The sequence below is a fragment of the Candidatus Flexifilum breve genome (assembly GCF_016713355.1).
Map to the genome: position 1 here is coordinate 144,565 of NZ_JADJPI010000019.1, position 16,848 is coordinate 161,412.

The 16,848-nt window shown below is 56.7% G+C and carries 13 protein-coding genes and 4 pseudogenes; 14 read left to right on the top strand and 3 right to left on the bottom strand.

All coding sequences use genetic code 11. The features are described from left to right. Nucleotides 1–201 precede the first annotated feature (201 nt). Together IPK17_RS17735 and IPK17_RS17740 are read left to right on the top strand one after the other, a co-directional pair. A complete protein-coding gene (locus IPK17_RS17735; protein WP_343419023.1) occupies nt 202–645 on the top strand; it encodes a heavy metal-responsive transcriptional regulator in 444 nt (147 codons plus the stop codon). Between the two features lie 4 nt (nt 646–649). Continuing rightward, on the top strand, nt 650–3,199 hold the full coding sequence (locus tag IPK17_RS17740) for a heavy metal translocating P-type ATPase (RefSeq protein WP_343419024.1): 2,550 nt from the start codon (nt 650–652) through the stop codon (nt 3,197–3,199). 1,165 nt (nt 3,200–4,364) lie between these two features. On the opposite strand, the pseudogene IPK17_RS17745 reads toward IPK17_RS17740, so the two are convergent. Together IPK17_RS17745 and IPK17_RS17750 are read right to left on the bottom strand one after the other, a co-directional pair. Further along, nucleotides 4,365–5,339: pseudogene (locus tag IPK17_RS17745) on the bottom strand (recombinase family protein); the annotation flags it as partial. A gap of 84 nt (nt 5,340–5,423) precedes the next feature. Beyond that, nucleotides 5,424–5,675, bottom strand: coding sequence for a helix-turn-helix domain-containing protein (locus tag IPK17_RS17750; protein WP_343419025.1), 252 nt, complete (start codon nt 5,673–5,675; stop codon nt 5,424–5,426). A gap of 999 nt (nt 5,676–6,674) precedes the next feature. Here IPK17_RS17750 and IPK17_RS17755 point away from each other — a divergent pair. Next, a complete protein-coding gene (locus IPK17_RS17755; protein ID WP_343419026.1) occupies nt 6,675–6,995 on the top strand; it encodes an IS110 family transposase in 321 nt (106 codons plus the stop codon). On the opposite strand, the gene IPK17_RS17760 is transcribed toward IPK17_RS17755, so the two are convergent. Then, nucleotides 6,988–7,866, bottom strand: coding sequence for a TIR domain-containing protein (locus tag IPK17_RS17760; protein WP_343419118.1), 879 nt, complete (start codon nt 7,864–7,866; stop codon nt 6,988–6,990). The genes IPK17_RS17755 and IPK17_RS17760 overlap by 8 nt on opposite strands. 120 nt (nt 7,867–7,986) lie before the next feature. Between IPK17_RS17760 and IPK17_RS17765 the strand changes: the two genes are divergently transcribed. The 11 genes and pseudogenes from IPK17_RS17765 to IPK17_RS17815 all read left to right on the top strand — a co-directional run bounded on the left by IPK17_RS17765 (nt 7,987) and on the right by IPK17_RS17815 (nt 16,751). Continuing rightward, the gene (locus tag IPK17_RS17765; RefSeq protein WP_343419027.1) at nt 7,987–8,157 is read left to right on the top strand and encodes a hypothetical protein; all 171 of its coding nucleotides are present in this window, start codon (nt 7,987–7,989) and stop codon (nt 8,155–8,157) included. A gap of 146 nt (nt 8,158–8,303) precedes the next feature. Then, nucleotides 8,304–8,654 (top strand): hypothetical protein, encoded by a 351-nt coding sequence (locus IPK17_RS17770; protein WP_343419028.1) that lies wholly within the window; start codon nt 8,304–8,306, stop codon nt 8,652–8,654. A 1,190-nt stretch (nt 8,655–9,844) separates the two neighbouring features. Beyond that, a pseudogene (locus tag IPK17_RS41075) lies at nt 9,845–9,995 on the top strand (AAA family ATPase); the annotation flags it as partial. Between the two features lie 341 nt (nt 9,996–10,336). After that, a pseudogene (locus IPK17_RS17780) lies at nt 10,337–10,432 on the top strand (hypothetical protein); the annotation flags it as partial. Between the two features lie 52 nt (nt 10,433–10,484). Next, the gene (locus IPK17_RS17785) at nt 10,485–10,616 is read left to right on the top strand and encodes an AAA family ATPase (RefSeq protein ID WP_343419030.1); all 132 of its coding nucleotides are present in this window, start codon (nt 10,485–10,487) and stop codon (nt 10,614–10,616) included. Between the two features lie 79 nt (nt 10,617–10,695). After that, nucleotides 10,696–11,451 (top strand): hypothetical protein, encoded by a 756-nt coding sequence (locus IPK17_RS17790; RefSeq protein WP_343419031.1) that lies wholly within the window; start codon nt 10,696–10,698, stop codon nt 11,449–11,451. A 102-nt stretch (nt 11,452–11,553) separates the two neighbouring features. Next, nucleotides 11,554–12,042: pseudogene (locus IPK17_RS40610) on the top strand (proteasome accessory factor PafA2 family protein); the annotation flags it as partial. A gap of 7 nt (nt 12,043–12,049) precedes the next feature. Continuing rightward, the gene (locus IPK17_RS17800) at nt 12,050–13,156 is read left to right on the top strand and encodes a proteasome accessory factor PafA2 family protein (RefSeq protein ID WP_343419033.1); all 1,107 of its coding nucleotides are present in this window, start codon (nt 12,050–12,052) and stop codon (nt 13,154–13,156) included. A 204-nt stretch (nt 13,157–13,360) separates the two neighbouring features. Beyond that, complete coding sequence (locus IPK17_RS17805) at nt 13,361–15,160, top strand: proteasome accessory factor PafA2 family protein (protein ID WP_343419034.1); 1,800 nt, start codon at nt 13,361–13,363, stop codon at nt 15,158–15,160. After that, complete coding sequence (locus IPK17_RS17810) at nt 15,084–15,605, top strand: RING finger protein (RefSeq protein ID WP_343419035.1); 522 nt, start codon at nt 15,084–15,086, stop codon at nt 15,603–15,605. The genes IPK17_RS17805 and IPK17_RS17810 overlap by 77 nt, the downstream gene beginning before the upstream one ends. Further along, nucleotides 15,606–16,751, top strand: a complete 1,146-nt coding sequence (locus IPK17_RS17815; protein WP_343419036.1) for a HesA/MoeB/ThiF family protein — start codon at nt 15,606–15,608, stop codon at nt 16,749–16,751. Nucleotides 16,752–16,848: the final 97 nt, after the last annotated feature.

Below are 16,848 nucleotides of genomic sequence, written 5' to 3' on the forward strand. Positions count from 1 at the left end.
CAAGGCATGCCTTGCCCCTACAACATCGGCTTCATGTAGGATCGTCAAAGTGTTCAGTCTCCGCCTGTCTGGGTTGTAAGACCCCGTTACTATACATCGTCTCAGGTTTATAGGATGAATCTCATCCCTTTTTTACCTCTTGACCTTGTACCTTAGTACAAGGTGTAGAGTTACCACCAAGTTGATTGAACGGGGAAAGTCATGAGCGACCTAACGCGCGGTGAGCTGGCGAAACAGAGCGGTGTCAATCGCGAAACCATCCGCTATTACGAGCGCAACGGCTTGCTGCCCACGCCCGACCGGACCGAGGCGAACTACTGTCTGTTTGCGCCCAAAACGGTGCAGCGCGTGCGCTTCATCAAACGGGCACAGGCGGTCGGCTTCTCACTCACCGAAATCAAGGTGCTGCTCGATCTCAAGTTCAGCAAAGAAGCAACCTGCGGCAGCGTACGCAACGTCGTACGCGGCAAGATCGCCGAAATTGACGAGAAGATCGCCGCGCTGACGGCCATGCGCGATGTGCTCGTCACGCTGAATGAGGACTGCCCCGGCGGCGAACACCCGATCAGCGAATGCCCGATACTGGAAAGTTTTTCGGAAGCCCAAGACATGGAACGCGCGTTTGCCGCGCTGGAACAGGAGTAGTATCTTGACGGAAGTACGCATCGATTTGCCCGTGACAGGGATGACGTGCGCGGCCTGCGTGCGCAACGTCGAACGCGCGATCAAGAAGGCCGACGGCGTGGCCGAGGTCAACGTGAACATCGCCACCGAACGCGCCAGTGTCGTCTTTGACCCAACAAAACTTAACACCAACCTGCTGATCGACCGGATCAAAGATGCGGGCTATGGCGTCGCCACGGCGACTATCGAACTGCCGATCACGGGCATGACGTGTGCCTCATGCGTCCGCAACGTCGAACGCGCGATCAACAAAGCGCCGGGGGTGCTATCCGTCAACGTGAACCTCGCCAACGAAAAGGCGACCGTCACCTATCTGCCCGGCGCGGTCCGCCGCCCGGATCTCATCAAGGCGGTGGAGGCCTCTGGTTACGGCGTACTCGATCTCTCGAAGGCCGCGCCGGGGACAGAAGTCGATGCCGAACGCGCGGCGCGTGAAGCTGAAATCCAGCGGCAGGAACGCAACCTGCTCATCGGGTTGCTGTTCACCGTGCCGCTGTTCATCCTCAGCATGGGGCGCGACTTCGTCATGCAGGCCATGATGTCCGCGCCGACCGTTGACAGCATGGGGATGGCGATGGAACCCACGGTTTCGCCGCTGGTATCATGGCTGCTGTGGGCGGGTTTCCCCTTCGTCTTCGGTTTGCTGGCAACCCCGGTGCAGTTCTACGTCGGACGGCAGTACCTCGTCGGCGCGTGGAAGGCGCTCAAGAACCGCACCACCAATATGGACACGTTGATCGCAATGGGATCGCTCGCCGCCTACATTTACAGCGTCGCCGTGTTAATCGCGATTGTGCTTGGCGTTCAGGATCAAGTGGGCGATCATGTGTACTTTGAGACGGCAGCAGTCATCATCACCCTAATCACGCTCGGCAAGCTGCTCGAAGCGCGCGCTAAGGGCAAGACCAGCGAAGCGATCAAGAAGCTGATGAATCTCGCGCCCAAGACGGCATTGGTACTGCGCGCAGGCGTCGAAATGGAAATCAGCGTGGATGATGTCGTTGCGGGCGACACGCTGATCGTGCGCCCCGGCGAACGCATCCCCGTGGATGGCGTGGTGATCGAAGGCCGCTCCTCGGTCGACGAGTCGATGCTCACAGGCGAAAGCCTCCCCGTCAACAAAGCAACGGGCAGCCCGGTGATCGGCGCGACCGTCAACAAAAGCGGACGCCTGATCATCGAAGCCACCCGCGTCGGCGCAGAAATCGCCCTCGCGCAGATCATCCGCCTGGTTGAACAGGCGCAAGGGTCGAAAGCGCCTATTCAGCGCATCGCCGATCAGGTGTCGGCTGTGTTTGTGCCCATCGTCCTCGGACTAGCGCTGCTAACGTTCCTTGGCTGGTTGGTAATCGGTCAGGTTGGCTTCACGACGGCGATGGTCCACGCGGTCGCCGTGCTGGTCATCGCCTGCCCGTGCGCGCTCGGCCTCGCCACGCCGACGGCCATTATGGTCGGCACCGGGCGCGGCGCAGAGATGGGCATCCTGTTCAAAAACAGCGAATCGCTGGAAAACGCACATCGCTTGCAGGTGATCGCGCTCGACAAAACCGGAACCATCACCAAAGGCGAACCGACCGTCACCGATGTCATCGCTACTGGCAGCCTCAGCGCGGATGACGTACTGCGCCTCGCGGCCAGCGTCGAGCGAGGCAGCGAACATCCGCTCGGTCAGGCGGTGGTTGAAGCGGCGAAGGCCAATAATCTGCCACTCACTCAGCCGCAGGGCTTTGAATCGGAGTCAGGGCGCGGCGTCAGCGCCACCATCAACGGCAAGCTGATCCGTGTGGGCAGCCCGCGCTACATCTCCGCTGAACCGAACACGCATGTCGAAACGCTGCAAGCGCACGCCAAAACGGCGATCCTCGTTGCCGACGAGAGCGGCGTCATTGGCGTGATCGGCATCGCGGACACGGTCAAAGAGACGTCGCACGAAGCCATCGCCACACTGCGCGGACTCGGTTTAGAAGTCGTAATGATCACCGGGGATAACGCGAAGACGGCGCAGGCGATTGCCGACGAGGTGGACATCACGCGCGTACTGCCGGAGGTACTGCCCGATCAGAAGGTGGAGGCGGTCAAGTCGCTGCAAGCCGAGGGCAAGAAGGTGGCGATGGTCGGCGATGGCATCAACGATGCGCCCGCGCTCGCGCAAGCCGATGTCGGCATGGCGATTGGCACGGGTACGGACATCGCCATTGAAGCGTCGGATGTGACGCTCGTGAGCGGTGATCTGCGCAGCGTCGCGCGCGCCATTCAGCTCAGCCAATCGACCATGCGCACAATTTACCAAAACCTGTTCTGGGCGTTCATCTACAACATCATCCTCATCCCGGTCGCAATGCTCGGGCTGCTCGTGCCCATGCTCGCCGCGGGGGCGATGGCCTTCTCGTCCGTCTTCGTTGTGACGAATTCTCTGAGAATGAAAACTCCATGGCAGCGGCGGCCTCAGGGTTCCGATCTAGATAGTCATGAATGGTCTCGTCGTTCTCAAGATGCCCACTCTCCGGCACGGTAATTCCACGTCCGCGTAGTTTCACGATCTTCTTGCGGATTGCTTCCCAACTTCTCACGGGCAACGCAGCGGCAATGTCCAGCTGCGTTGCCCCACTATCCAGTAAACGCTCCAGACTCTCCAACTCATCCGTGCGCCAACGGTTCCCACTGGTCTTGTTGGCTTTGTGTCCGTCGCGCTCAAGCCGTTCCAGATAATCGGCATATTTCTCTTCGTCGCGGATCGGCTTTGGAGACATATGAAAATTGCGCGAGCCGATGATTTCGTAGGCCTTCAACCGAATTGCGTGCCAGTTGCGATCGGGCAGCGTGGCCGCCATCGTCACCTGATCGACGCCATCGTTAAGCATCTCCGTGAGCGCCTCAACCTCCCATGGAAACCAAATTGTCGAGCCATCGGCACGGTAGGCGACTTCGATGGTATCGCTGGAATTATCTCGCCAGCAGATTTCAACGCGGGCAACGCTGTAGCGATTGGGAACATCAACAATGATCCGCGCGATGAATGCCTGAGCAACGGCCTGGTGCGCGTCAATTGCCATTTCATCCCACGTTGCCAGCACAACCTCAGCCTGTTTTGCCAAGGCAATCAGTGAGTCCTGCTGTTCGGCTCGCCGTTCCAGATCGGCAAGCTTGCCTTCCAATCGTGATTTCTCTAGATCATGATTGGCATACTCGCGTTCCAGCGCTTTGAACAGTGTTTCTGATTGGACAAAGCTGAAATTGGCGACAAGTGCCTGCATCTTTTGTTCCACCGTGACCAACTGATGCCTAAGCATTCGTCGCGCTGTGTCAAAATCTTCACTGGCGGATGCAATGACCTCCTCCCACACAGCAGGATCAAACGTGGCGCGCAATTTCGCGTGCAGCATATCGGTGATCGCGTTGTCGAAGTATTCACAGTGCCGCGCCCACAGCAAATGCTGATTATCGGCCAAATCCATGTAGTGACAGTTATAGGCATAGGTCGCAATCGAGTTACGCCAAGCAACAGTGGCATTGCGCCATTTTCCTTCATGAAAACTACCGAGCAGCCCTTCATAGACGGCTTTTGGTGGGGTACGAAGCTTCTTCTTGGTTGAATGCACACGCCCCAATCGTGGCGTGTAGTGCGGGTTCTCTTCGCCTTCTAATGTGTACGGTGACAGATAGTTGAAAGCTTTGTAGAACAACTCTTCGGGCACGATTGCCGGATGATTATTCCAGACAACAACCCGCTCCTTATGCATCCAATGTCCCAGATATACCGGATTGGTCATCATGTTTACGAGCGCGAGATTGCCCGGCATGTAAACATTGCCGCGCTTAAGCATGCGCAGCGGCTTAGCCCACATGAAACCGGGCGGCACAAGATGCTGGAGCGCGGGATCGTCGAAGTCGGGGAAATGCGGGCCATTGTCGAAGATGTGGCGCAGTGTCGCCCGGATGTTACCGCCTTTGGCAACAAACGTTTCGAAGATTTGCACAACCACAGCGGCAACAGGTTCAAATGGAACATAGCGCCGCCAAGCCGGATTAGGAATGCCGCTGGCCAGATTTTTCCGATCATCTACCATGAAGCCGAGGTTGATGTTTCCTCCTACCCACATGCCCTGTAGCATCATACGTTCTTTAGCTGCCATGAGGCGTCCACGGACATACGAGTTCAGGTAATCAGCGGCTTGTTCGGCGCGCATTCGGAAAAGCAAGCGATGGTATGGTCCTTCGTGCTTGTCAGCGAAGTTGTATTTGAAGTAAGGCGTGATCACGCGGACATTGTTCTTGACGCAGGCATCGATAAACACATTGACCTGAATTTGCGTTTCATCGCGAAACAGGCGATCTTCAGCTTGCACTGCGACGGTTCCAATCGAACCAGTGATGATGAGGTTGTATAGGCGGCTCATCCCCTTGCGTTCGTCAATACGTTTCGCACCACTCACGCCCTCATCTTCATCGATCAGTAGAATTGCATCGAGGCTCCAACCAAGCGAGTTCACATAACGGGGTAGATCAATCTGCTGAATGTCGGTCGAGACATTCCCTACCTGCTTCATAGATGATTGGCGGTAGTAGACGGCGACGGCGCGATCAAGGGGCAAGCTACCGGGGAGCGCAGGCACGTCGGCACTGCGCTGCGGCTGATATTTCCGCTTCGCGGGCATGTGGTAGAATCCTTATAGGTCTAGATTAGCGTCTGGACTTAAGTCGGGTGTCAGTTTCCTAGGCGGGCACCCGACTTTGCATTCTCACTGACTCCTGTCAGTGCCGTTGCTTAGCTGACTGTCATCCTCGTCAGCTTTAGGCTTTCGCGTTGACTTGCGTCGATGGTTAGGTTTCCCCGCATCGATCCAAGCTTGCAAGTCATCGCGCCGAATTGCCCATGTTCTTCCAACCTTCTGCGCTTTCAACAGCCCAAACTCGATCGCACGGCGAACAGTATCATCGTGAACCTTGGCGATTTCAGCCGCTTGTGGCGGGCTAAGCAGTTCCTCTGCCATTGATAGCTTCTCACAGTGTACAGGATAACCCGTACAATCACAATATCTCAATGGCTAGAGTCTACATTGCCTTGCCCAAGCTCACGAGTGTTGTGCATCATTTGCCCGCGCTGCATCCGGCGTAGCGCCTTGCACTGGTGCGGCGCTCACACCCCCCTTTCGCACATACCCGAGGATGAGTGCTTTGTAGGCAGCTCTCAAGTCATACATGTTTGGTGCAGTCTCGATTCCGTCAGACGTTTGATCGCGCTGCCGCTCGAGATATTCAGTTGTCGAGTTTTTGAGTTGCGAACCGCTCAAGTAAACCGCCTCAATTCAGCTTTGTTTCTCTTGCAGTCTATCAAGGTCGGCCGCCTTCGTATCCGGAATCGTCCAGTCAGGACCGGAATCCTCCGGTTGCAGTGCAAGAGGGTAGGCTGAGGGATCTGCATTGCAGAAGGGCGGGAAAATGTCGGCGGTTGGTGGTTTTTCGGACGCGCGTCGCGGGGTGCGTCCGCTGAGCGCGACAGGTCGCGCTCAGGTTCCCGTCGTCACCCGTAGGGGACGGCGGGGTGCGGCACGTGAGTGCGGCACATAGCCCCACCGGCGCATGAGGTGGCAAGCTTTTAGCTTGCGGGCTAACGTTGGGAATGTGAAGAGACATTGCCACGGCAGGGATAGCGTGCAGGACACAGCGACCAGACGCTGTGCCCTGCACGCTATTCCCAACGTTAGCCGCCTGCCGCACAGCGGCAGGGCGAACGACTGCCAGGTCGTTCGCAGAGTACCTCCGCACACCGTGTGCCTGGCCTGTAGGATAAACGGCATACTTGCCCTGCATGCCACCGACGTCCGCAGAACCCTTAGCTTGCCGTTCCGCGAGAACTTCCTGGCGAGCGTTCGCCGAGGTCGGGCATTGCTGCGCCGTCATAAACTTGTCGCGCCGTGAGCGCCTTAGCCTGCACATTGGCGTAGGAATGTGGGATGCACTGTCGGGATGAGTTGGAAGGAGAAAGCACGATGTTCTTTCTGGGCATTGACTGGGCCACGGATAAACACGATGTGTGTTTACTCGACGCGGCCGGCACGATTTTGCACCAACTGACGATTAAGCAGTCCCATGCAGGTTTTGAGCAGCCCAAGCACTCGTTGAGCGGTATGGAACCGTGCAGGTTCGGCTCAACATTGAGCGCTCGGATGGCTTGCTGGTCGATTGGATGCTGGAACAACACTGGGCCGTTTACGTCACGCCCTCATCCGTCGTTGCCCATCGCCGCCCACGCCGCTCGAAGTCAGATCCCTCCGATGCCTATTTGCTCGCCTATACGACCATTCACTTAACCGAGCGAATTGGCCCTCCCGCAACCATTTGAAGAATTAAGGACAGTACATCATTGGCCTCAACACCATTTTGATCAAGTGTCAGCACAGAATTTAAGGGTCTTTGTTGCGTTTCGCTGTAAAAAGTATATGTTACTGGTCTGCCGTCTTGGCTCTCTGCTGGCAATCCCAAACGATTTATTAAAGGACTGATCAAGCGCCTCAGTTCTATATGAATTGGCAGTTCAGCCTTAAACTTCCTTCCTTTCGATTGAACCAAAATCACCACCGGAATTTTCGTAGCGTTGCTATCGTTTTTTCTTAAGTCATTGATTGCAGAGAGTAACCTTCCAACATCATAGGCGAATCTATCGTCGCTCACTTCAAGTGCATGTTTTCTTGCAAAAGCGATCAATGCCTCTGGTAAGTCCTCGCTTCTCGGCATTATAGCCTTAGCAACTAAGACAGGGATTACTGGTATTTGGCTTTTTAGGGCCATACTTATTTCAAGCCGCACATAATCCTCGCTACTGTCTAGACGTCGTATTCCCTGTGAATCTGTGATAGAAAGCCATTGAGGACCAATCACAGCAATAAATATGTTGCACCCATTAACGCTTTTTTCAATCTCTTCAATGAAGTCGACTCCGGGGCACAAACTGCTAACATCCATGAACACTCGTTTTCTTCCATACTGAGCAACTAACCTGTCATATATTCTGCCTGTATAGGCGGCACTATCCGCGCGTCGATAGTTTATGAATATTCTTGTCATGAACAATCCCGGCGTAAAACTTAGCTGACACAAGTATATCTCGTACAGATGCCTACCCCAACAGGGGTTCCAGAAGGGTTCATTATTCTCTTCACCCGTGAATATTTTACTATCCATTGGTGCTAGTTGAAAAAGGTCACGAACATCATACAACCCATAGTCACCAGCCTGCTGAAGATATGAGCCAGAACCACAGAAGACTTTATCATCGGATTATTTTGTTGGGTAGATGACCAGATGGGCAGTGTTGAGAAACTTCCACAGGCGAAACTGTATCCGAGCGAACTGGTCACGATTGGACTGCTTTTCGCGCTCAAAGACGGCTACTTCCGCGCATTTTACCGCTGGTTGAGCGGTGATTACGCGGCGCTGTTCGCAGGTGTATTAGAACGAACACACCTGCAATGACTGTTGCGAACCCATCAAGACTGGTTTAGACGATTCTTGGCCAGTCCACTTTCCTCACGGTCATCGACCGCTATGGAATTGAACTGATTCATCCGATCCGAGAGAAACGCAGCCCATCTCAGATCTGCAAGAAAGGCAGATCGAACTTGCGTTGGATTGTCGGCATGAAGCGGTGTTGGTTGCTCATTGACTGGGACAAGTCGTCAGTTGGGGGGCACAGCGCCAACGTCCATGATCGAGTCTCTCTGCCATTGGTCACTACGCAGGTGGACGGGAGTATTGTCTTTGCCGACACCGGTTTCAACGATGCGAACGGCATTCCCGCAAACCTGAAGCTGTTTGCGGGGCATCTGGAACGAGCGGGTGCTGGTGGAAACGCCTTGTCCTTGGTGACGCTGTACATAGCGAATCTACGGAGAACGCTCATTAGTCACCTCGTTGTGTTGACTTCTGGCCCGCAACAGCATCAGTTTGCTGCTCACGCGCTTGATAGTTAGCTCCTAGCTACTACATGACTTACAGCAGGTAAATTCCATTACGTCAATTGAATAAAGTACGAGATAAAACAGCACTATAATAAGTTGACCTATGGATAGCGGATTCATAATTCCGGTGCCATAAGGAAAATACAGCTCTTGTTTTCGCCATCTTCCTAGCGAATCGTCAAAGGGTTGGGAAAAGCATGAAGGATATAGATGATCTTGTAGAAAAGATCGGCGAAGTCTCACTCAAAGACATCGATCAGCTTCGACAAGAAGCAGAAACAAAACCTTGGGAGCGCGTACTGTATCTCGCGGTCAAAGGGAATGGAAAGCTGCTCGCCAACTTCGTGATGAACTTCTCGCCCGTGTCTCGGAGGACACCTTTGCCGGGCGCGAGCAGATCGAAGCTAAGGCACAAGCGCTGCTGGAAGAAAATCCTGGGACGCCGTGCTCTATTTGGCAAATTCCGGCGATTGGAAGCGGCACGCCACTTGCGCGATCAACTGCTGGAACAATCCGCCGAACCGCCAACGATCATGCAGGCGGTGTTGTTCGGCACGTTGGATGAGCACAAACGGGTCGTGATCGGCGCGGGCAGTGATCGTTTCGAGGTCGATGTCAAAATTACCCCGTTCCCCGACCCCGCCGAATTCATCCCCGGACGCGAAGTCTGGGTAGATCGCGAGACGCTCGCCGTCGTGCGCCTGCAAAACACGTTTATGACGCTGATCGACGGTGTGCTGCTCGGTCGCGCGGACGATGATCGTTATCTAGTCGGTGTCGGCGGTCAACGCTATGAAGTCGATATGTGGATCACCCCCGTACCCGAGGAAGCGGAACTGGTTGCGGGACGCCAAATCTGGGTAGATCAGCAGACGCGCGACATCTTCAAACTGCTCGACACCTATGTGCAGGGTGAAACCGTCTCTGTTGTCAAGGTGCTAGATGACGACGATACGGAAAGTGGCACAGCGCCCGCCGCCTCAACGGGCTACCTCAAAATCAAGATCAGCAACGGGCAAAGTGAGAGCATCATCGAAGGACTGCCGCATCTGCGTCAAGAGAACATCGGCGTAGGCGACAAACTGCGGGTGCTGCCCGGTCTCGGCATCGCCGTTGAACTCCTCGAACACAGCAACAGAGAATTGTTTTTGGGCGAAATCCCCGATGTGACCTTCGAGGAAATCGGCGGTTTGCAGACGAAAATCGAACAGATTCGTGAGGCAATCGAAGCCCCCTATACCTACGCCAGCATCTTCAACCGTTACCGGTTGGATCGTCCTAAGGGCATTTTGCTGCACGGCCCTCCCGGCTGTGGCAAGACGATGATTGCCAAAGCAATCGCGCGCAGCCTCTCACAGAACATTGAGCGCAGTTTGAAAGAAACCTCGCGGCGATCACGCTGATGCTGCATCTTCAGCAGGACGAAGCCATCCAACTCGACGACGAAGATTACCGCTTCTGGCAAGAAACCGGCGGACGCGCTTATCCGGCGTTCGACGGCAATCCGACACTTTCCGTCTGATCTAAGCCACTTCTTGCGACTGCGCGGCATTGACCTACGGAATCTCGATCAAGAGCAGGATAAAATCACTGTCGGCCTTAACGACGGCGCAAAAAGCTACTTCATTAGCATCAACGGACGAACTGCTCAGCAAATGGGTGGGTGAAGCGAGTCCAACATTCGCAACGTCTTCATCTCTGCCCGTGAGCGAGCAACGTTCTATACGCCGGTCGTGCTGTTCTTTGACGAGATCGAATCGATGTTCAGCCAGCGCGGATCGGGGATTTCGAGCGACATCCAAAAGACGATTGTTCCCCAACTTCTAGCCGAAATCGACGGCGTTGAGATCGCGCCACCCGATGATCATCGGCGCGACGAATCGTCTCGATCTCGTCGATCAGGCGGTGCAGCGTCCCGGTCGCATGGACTTCAAGATCGAAATCCCACGCCCGGATGACGAAGGCGCACCTTGAATCTTGACGCAGTACCTCACGCCCGACCTCCCCTTCGCACCGCGCTGTTCGCGTTCCGGCAGAGAACGCCTCGCCGCAGATGATCGCCGCCGTCTTTCCGACCTACGCGCCGGAACACGGAATCGAGATGCCGGAGAATCTGGTTCAGCAGATGAGCGAGGCGCTGGAAACGCTCACCGCTCGGCTGCCGGGGAGTCGCGCCAGTTTGTACCTGAGCGATGCCTATAAGTACGATGAAAATCGCCGCCGTGCGAAAAAATTCGCGCTGTATGCCTCCGCTGGTTTCTCGCCTGACGAGGATGATCCGTTTGTCAAGCAGCGGTTGAAAGCGGCACAGGCGGTGCTGGATGAGCAGGAACCGCGCATCGACGTGCGCTACACAGAAAACGCCGCTGATCGCTATGCGCTGTGGGTGCTGCATTCGCCCAATGACTCGACGCGCGTGTGGGGCGTCTTGGCGCTGGATTATGCGCACGCGCCGCTGTCCGCCGCCGTCGCGCGCTACGTTCAGGACAACTGGCTTCCGGTCGTTGCTGCGGTCATTCAGGCGCGCATCACCGAAGCCGCTCGCTTGACCAACTTAATGATCAAGCTGCTGTACAACCATGGGAGCATTATGCGCGTCGTCGCACTGAACAAGACTGAGGGCGCTAAGCCAGGCGCAGCGCGTTCGCTAACCAAAGAACTGAAAGAAATCATGAGCGGCGCGATGCTGAACAACATCATCGCCCGGGCGAAGCGGTTCGCCGTCAAACAGGAATGCCAATCAGCCGGAATTGCAGCGCGCTTACATGGACAGCGACCAGTTCGAAATCAGCGTCGAGTTGAAAGATGAGGTTGACGATAGCGAAGAAGCTTGGCTGGTGCGCAACTTCTCCAAGTCCTTTGGCTGGCGGCAAAAACAGCAGTGGACCCGCGTCGCCGGAACTAACGCACCATGATCACCGGGCAGATTATCGGGATCGAAACCGAGTATGCGCTGGCTACCAAGGGCGGCGGTCCTGCCGATGCGCGCGAACTGTTCACCGGATGGGAACCGCGCTACGCGACGCCTTGGGATTATGCGACCGAGCGTCCTTGGCTTGATGCGCGCGGTTTTGCCCCGGCAGCCGGAACCATCGAAGCGCAGGGCGCGCTGCAGCTCATTGATGCCGGGAACATCCCCACTCAACCGCAGTACACCCTGACAAAGCCGGTGGAGGAGCGCGATTTCGTCGTCGAAAAGGAGCTGATTCCGAGTTTCATGCTGCCCAACGGAGCGCGCTTCTATCTCGATCACACCCACCCGGAATGGTCTACCCCGGAATGCGCAACGCCGCAGGAGGTCGTCTGCTATGATCGCGCGGGCGAAGTGTGGTTGAGCAGTTTGATCGCGCACATCAATGCTAACCGTCCCGAAGCCGAACAATTCACCCTCTACAAAAACAACGTTGATGCGCGCGGCAACTCTTACGGCTGCCACGAGAATTATCTCGTCTCGGCGGATCAGTACCGCAATCTGTTCGGCGCACGTTCGCACCAACTGTATTCGGCGCTTGATTCCGTTTCTCGTATCGCGTCAGATCCTTTGCGGCACAGGCAAGATCGCCCAAATCGGTCAGCAGGTCAAATACCAGATTTCGCAGCGCGCCGACTTCTTCACGACGGTGTTGGGGCTTCAAACCACCCACGACCGCCCGCTCATCAACACGCGCGACGAACCGCACGCCGACCCGGCGCGCTTCCGACGGCTGCACGTAATCGTCGGCGACGCAAACCTGTCCGAGTTCAGCACCTACCTCAAAGTGGGGACTACCGCCCTCGTTCTGGAGGCGCTGTCCGAATCGCGGCTGCGGCTCAATCTTGCACTGGCAGACCCCATCTGGGCGGGAACCGGCAATCGCCTCACGATCACTTGTCGCGCGACGGTCGAACTGGAAGACGGCAGAGAGCTAACGGCGATAGACCTTCAGCGGGTGCTGGCGCAGGCGGTCGGGCAGTACCTCGACGCCCAAGGCGATCACGGCTACCGGCGCGACCTCTGCCAGCACTGGATAAATGTCCTCGACCAGCTAGCCGCCGACCCGTTTCAACTGGCAGGACGGATCGACTGGATCATCAAATACGATCTGCTTCTGGCACAGCAGGAAGAGCTCGGCTGTGCTTGGGACGATCCACGCCTCCGCGCGTTGGACATCAAATATCACCAAATCGATGTACAGCCTACCTTGTTCAGCTACTTGAAGAGCCAAGGGGTCGCTGAAACACTGATTCCGGCTGAACAAGTGAAGACGGCAGCTGCCGCCCCGCCGCCTTCGACTCGCGCTCGTTTACGCACAGCGTGTCTCGAACGCTACGGCAGACAACTTCAAGCGGCAAGTTGGGACTCGCTCGTCTTCAAAGGTGCGAAAGAAACCGTTTGGCGCTGGTTCTTGGACGACCCCCGCGATGACGGGATCACCCGCCTCGCGGCGTACTGGGATCAATCCCCTGATTTAGAAACTTTGATCCGTTTGCTTTACACCAGCGATTCGCACTCAGAGAGGAGCACAAATCCGTGACTCAACAGCAGAAACAGCAGCAAAAACAGGTGTCGAAGACCAAACAGCCACCACCGCCGCCTTCAGGATCAGACCCCCTGACGGACCAGCTCGGTCCCTATGCCCCGTAAACGCAGACCGGGTCTCAATCTGGGTGAATTCATGGAAGACACCGGCATTGTCGAGAATCTCAATCGTGGCAGCACGGGTGGCGAATAGCACATCATGCACAAGCGGGTCTACAGCCTAGAAACCGAATACGCGCTGACTCACCATATCGCCGGCGGCGCGGGAACTGTGCAGCCGTTCACCACCGAACGGCTGTACGCACAGCTTCGTGATTGGCTGCTGGCACCCACCGATCTCGGTCAGCGTCCGTATGCCATCTGCGATCCGACACTGGTTCGCGGTTCGACCACGCGCAGCAGTCTCGTCGAAGTAGACGAGGGCTTCTTCATCCCCAGCGGAGCGCGTTTCTATCAGGACACCGGGCTGTTTGAATGGGCAGCGCCGGAATCCAGCTCGCCGAAGCAGGCGCTCATCTACGATCTCGCTGCCGATTACGATCTGGCGGGCGCAACGCAGCATGTATCCGCGCAGTTGAACGGCGGGCGGGTGCTGATCGTCAAGAACAACATCAATTACAGCACGAACGCCAGCTATGGCTGTCATGAAAACTATTCGATCCAAGCGCGCTTGATGGCTCCCGGACGTGCCCGCGATCAGACGATCAGCCGCTTGGTGCCCTTCCTGATCACACGGCAAATCATGTGCGGCGCGGGACGCATCGGGACGCAGCTCGACGTCGATCAGCCGCCCTTCTTCCAGTTGTCGCAGCGTTCCGATCTGATCACCGTCGAAGCCTCTGTCGATACCCGCAGCCATCGCCCCATCGTGAACACCCGCGACGAACCCTTGAGCGACCCGCGCAGCACAGCGCGGCTGCATCTGATCCTCGGCGATTCAAACATGGCGCAAGTGGCGTCGCTGCTCAAACTGGGCACAACAGGGTTGGTGCTCGACATGCTCGAAGCAGATGCCGCCTTCCCGGAAATTCAGATCGTCAACCCCGTGCGGGCGCTTCATGCGGTCGCGCATGATCTCAACTTCAAGACACGACTGCTGCTGCGGGGTCAGGCGCAAGCAAGCGCAACGGCGCTTGAGATTCAGTGGGCGTACTGGCGCGCCGCCAGCAACTTTACCGCACAGTACTACCCGAACGACCCCGACGCGCACGAGCTGTTGGCACTCTGGCAGCGGGTGCTCGACGCGATTGAGCGCCATACCCCCGCGCTGCCAACCCTGCTGGATTGGGCGATCAAAGCCGAAATCCTCGCCGAAGGTCTCAGCTACTTGGACATGACGTGGGAAGAGATGGAACAGTGGCAGCCGGTGCTGGCGCGAACTGCGTCCTTGGCAAAGGCGCCCGCCCAAGCACCGTGGGGAGCGTGGTTCCAAAACCAGCTCGACCGCGATCAATGGCAGCGCGTCGATGAACTGCGCCAACGCGCGCACCTCGATTGGGCGCACTACGGTAAGGCGCGCGCGGCTGTGCTCAAGCTGACCGCGCTCGATCTACGCTACCACGAGATTGATCGCGCCAACGGCTTGTTTTACCGCCTACCGGATGTTGAATCGATTATTCACGACCCAGCGCCGGTACAGCGGGCACGTCAGAAAGCGCCAAGCGGGACGCGCGCCCACGTGCGAAGTCAGGCTATTCACGGGGCGCAAGCGCGCGGCAAGCGTCTGCATATGGATTGGCATCATATTCGCGGCGACGATCCTCGGATCGACCTCGCGCTGCTCGATCCGCTGGACAGCGACGAGTCGTCTCTGAAAAGTTATTTCCGGATTATCGCCCACCCGCACCACCGTCGGACGATGATGATTTTGAAATCGAAATTCTTGACACAAAACCTTTGGAATAAGCAGCCGGGAGGGCAGCATGGCGCGATTGATCAACCAAGACACGCGCGAAAGCTTCGCGCTGGCGAGCGACAAACTCAACTATATATACAATGATCGCGGCACGATCACGGTGTGGACGGACGATCAAAAAGCCAAGAAACCGCCGCAGCAGTGCGCCTTCTTCCGCACACGGCGCGGAATCTGGATCGTGTTGGATTACACCGGCACACAAACGAAAGTCGGCGGGCTGCGCGTTGCTGACTTCAAGATCGTCCGCGAAAATGACTGCGTTTCGCTCAACAACCTGAAGGTGTTGTTTCACGAAATTGATCGCTTCATCATCGAACCCGGCTCTTACCTGCTTGAGTGCGACGATTATGGACGCAAGCGCAAATGCCCGTACTGTTTAGCCTCTTTCCACGTGGGCGAAGAGGTGATCATCTGCCCGGAGTGCAGCAAGCCGCATCATGTCGAGTGCTGGCAAACACACGACAACGGGCATTGTGCTTCCTGTGACTATTCTAGGAATTTAGGCAACGTCAGCAGCGGAGGCGCGTAAGTGGAACCACTGGTCGAAGTGATCGACGTTGAGCAGGAAAACCGCTACAGCCGCTTGCTGCAGGCGGGCTGGAATCTGACGACGCTGCAATCGGCGCGGGTGCTGGTCGCAGGCGCGGGCGCGCTCGGCAACGAGGTGATCAAGAATCTCGCCTTGATCGGCGTGAAGGCGATCTACATCGTGGACTTTGACCGGATCGAGGAGACGAATCTATCCCGCTCGGTGTTATTCCGCGCCGGGGATGTCGGCAAGCCGAAGGCGCAGATGGCAGCCGAACGCGCGCATCCGATTAATCCTGATGTCGAGTTAAGCTGGCTGCACGGTGATCTGACGTGGCAAATCGGCGTCGGCGTCTTCCGCCGGATGAACGCCGTCATCGGCTGTCTGGATAATCGCGCGGCACGGCTGTGGATCAATCGTTACTGCTGGCGTGTTGGCATTCCTTGGTTCGAAGGCGCGCTGGATGGCTTGAACGGGCATGTACATCTGTTTGGGGCAGCACAAGCGCCGTGCTACGAGTGCATTTTAACCGAACAGGATCGTGCCCTCCTCTGGGATCGTGTGTCGTGTACCGGCGTCGCGCGCAGCGGCGTCTTCGAAGGCACGATCCCGACCACGCCGACGGGCGCTTCGCTGATTGCCGCCCTTCAGGTGCAGGAAGTGATTCGCTGGCTGCACGGGATGCCCGTCGAGTTTGGGACTGGCATCGTCTACACCAGTACGCCGCCGAACCTCCAGCGTTTCAAACTGCCGGAGCGCGCAGACTGCATCAGCCATGAAAAAGCCGATCCGCTCATCGAACTACCAGAAGCAGCGGCGGCGGCATTCACGCTGCGCGACCTACTCCACACAGCGCAACGCCACTTCGACGATGAACGTGCCGCTTTGCGCTTCGACAATAACGAGGTGGTCAGCGGGCTGCTGTGCAGTGAATGCGGAAACTTCGAACGCTGGTTCGGTTCCATCCTTCAAGTGAGCGAAGCACTGATCACCTGCCCCCACTGTCACAGCTCGCGCCGACCGCTGTCTGAAGGACATATCGGCAAGGACTATCCGTATCTCGAGCTGAAACTGAGCGAAGTCGGCATTCCGCCGGGACACATCATTCATGCGCGCTGTGGTAATCGAGACGCCTATTTCAATTGACGGGCGATTTCCCGGCGGCGCTTTCACCAAATCGACTTTAGAGGCAAAGGGGAATTATGCCAACGATACGTGATCGACGTTTGACATCCGAACTGGA

Bases quoted from the DNA above. Each gene is read 5' to 3' on its own strand.
- IPK17_RS17765 (WP_343419027.1), top strand. From the start codon at position 7,987: ATGGGCAGTGTTGAGAAACTTCCACAGGCGAAACTGTATCCGAGCGAA.
- IPK17_RS17805 (WP_343419034.1), top strand. From the start codon at position 13,361: ATGCACAAGCGGGTCTACAGCCTAGAAACCGAATACGCGCTGACTCAC.
- IPK17_RS17810 (WP_343419035.1), top strand. From the start codon at position 15,084: ATGGCGCGATTGATCAACCAAGACACGCGCGAAAGCTTCGCGCTGGCG.
- IPK17_RS17760 (WP_343419118.1), bottom strand. From the start codon at position 7,866: ATGGATAGTAAAATATTCACGGGTGAAGAGAATAATGAACCCTTCTGG.
- IPK17_RS17800 (WP_343419033.1), top strand. From the start codon at position 12,050: ATGCGCGCGGCAACTCTTACGGCTGCCACGAGAATTATCTCGTCTCGG.
- IPK17_RS17755 (WP_343419026.1), top strand. From the start codon at position 6,675: ATGTTCTTTCTGGGCATTGACTGGGCCACGGATAAACACGATGTGTGT.
- IPK17_RS17790 (WP_343419031.1), top strand. From the start codon at position 10,696: ATGATCGCCGCCGTCTTTCCGACCTACGCGCCGGAACACGGAATCGAG.
- IPK17_RS17750 (WP_343419025.1), bottom strand. From the start codon at position 5,675: ATGGCAGAGGAACTGCTTAGCCCGCCACAAGCGGCTGAAATCGCCAAG.
- IPK17_RS17735 (WP_343419023.1), top strand. From the start codon at position 202: ATGAGCGACCTAACGCGCGGTGAGCTGGCGAAACAGAGCGGTGTCAAT.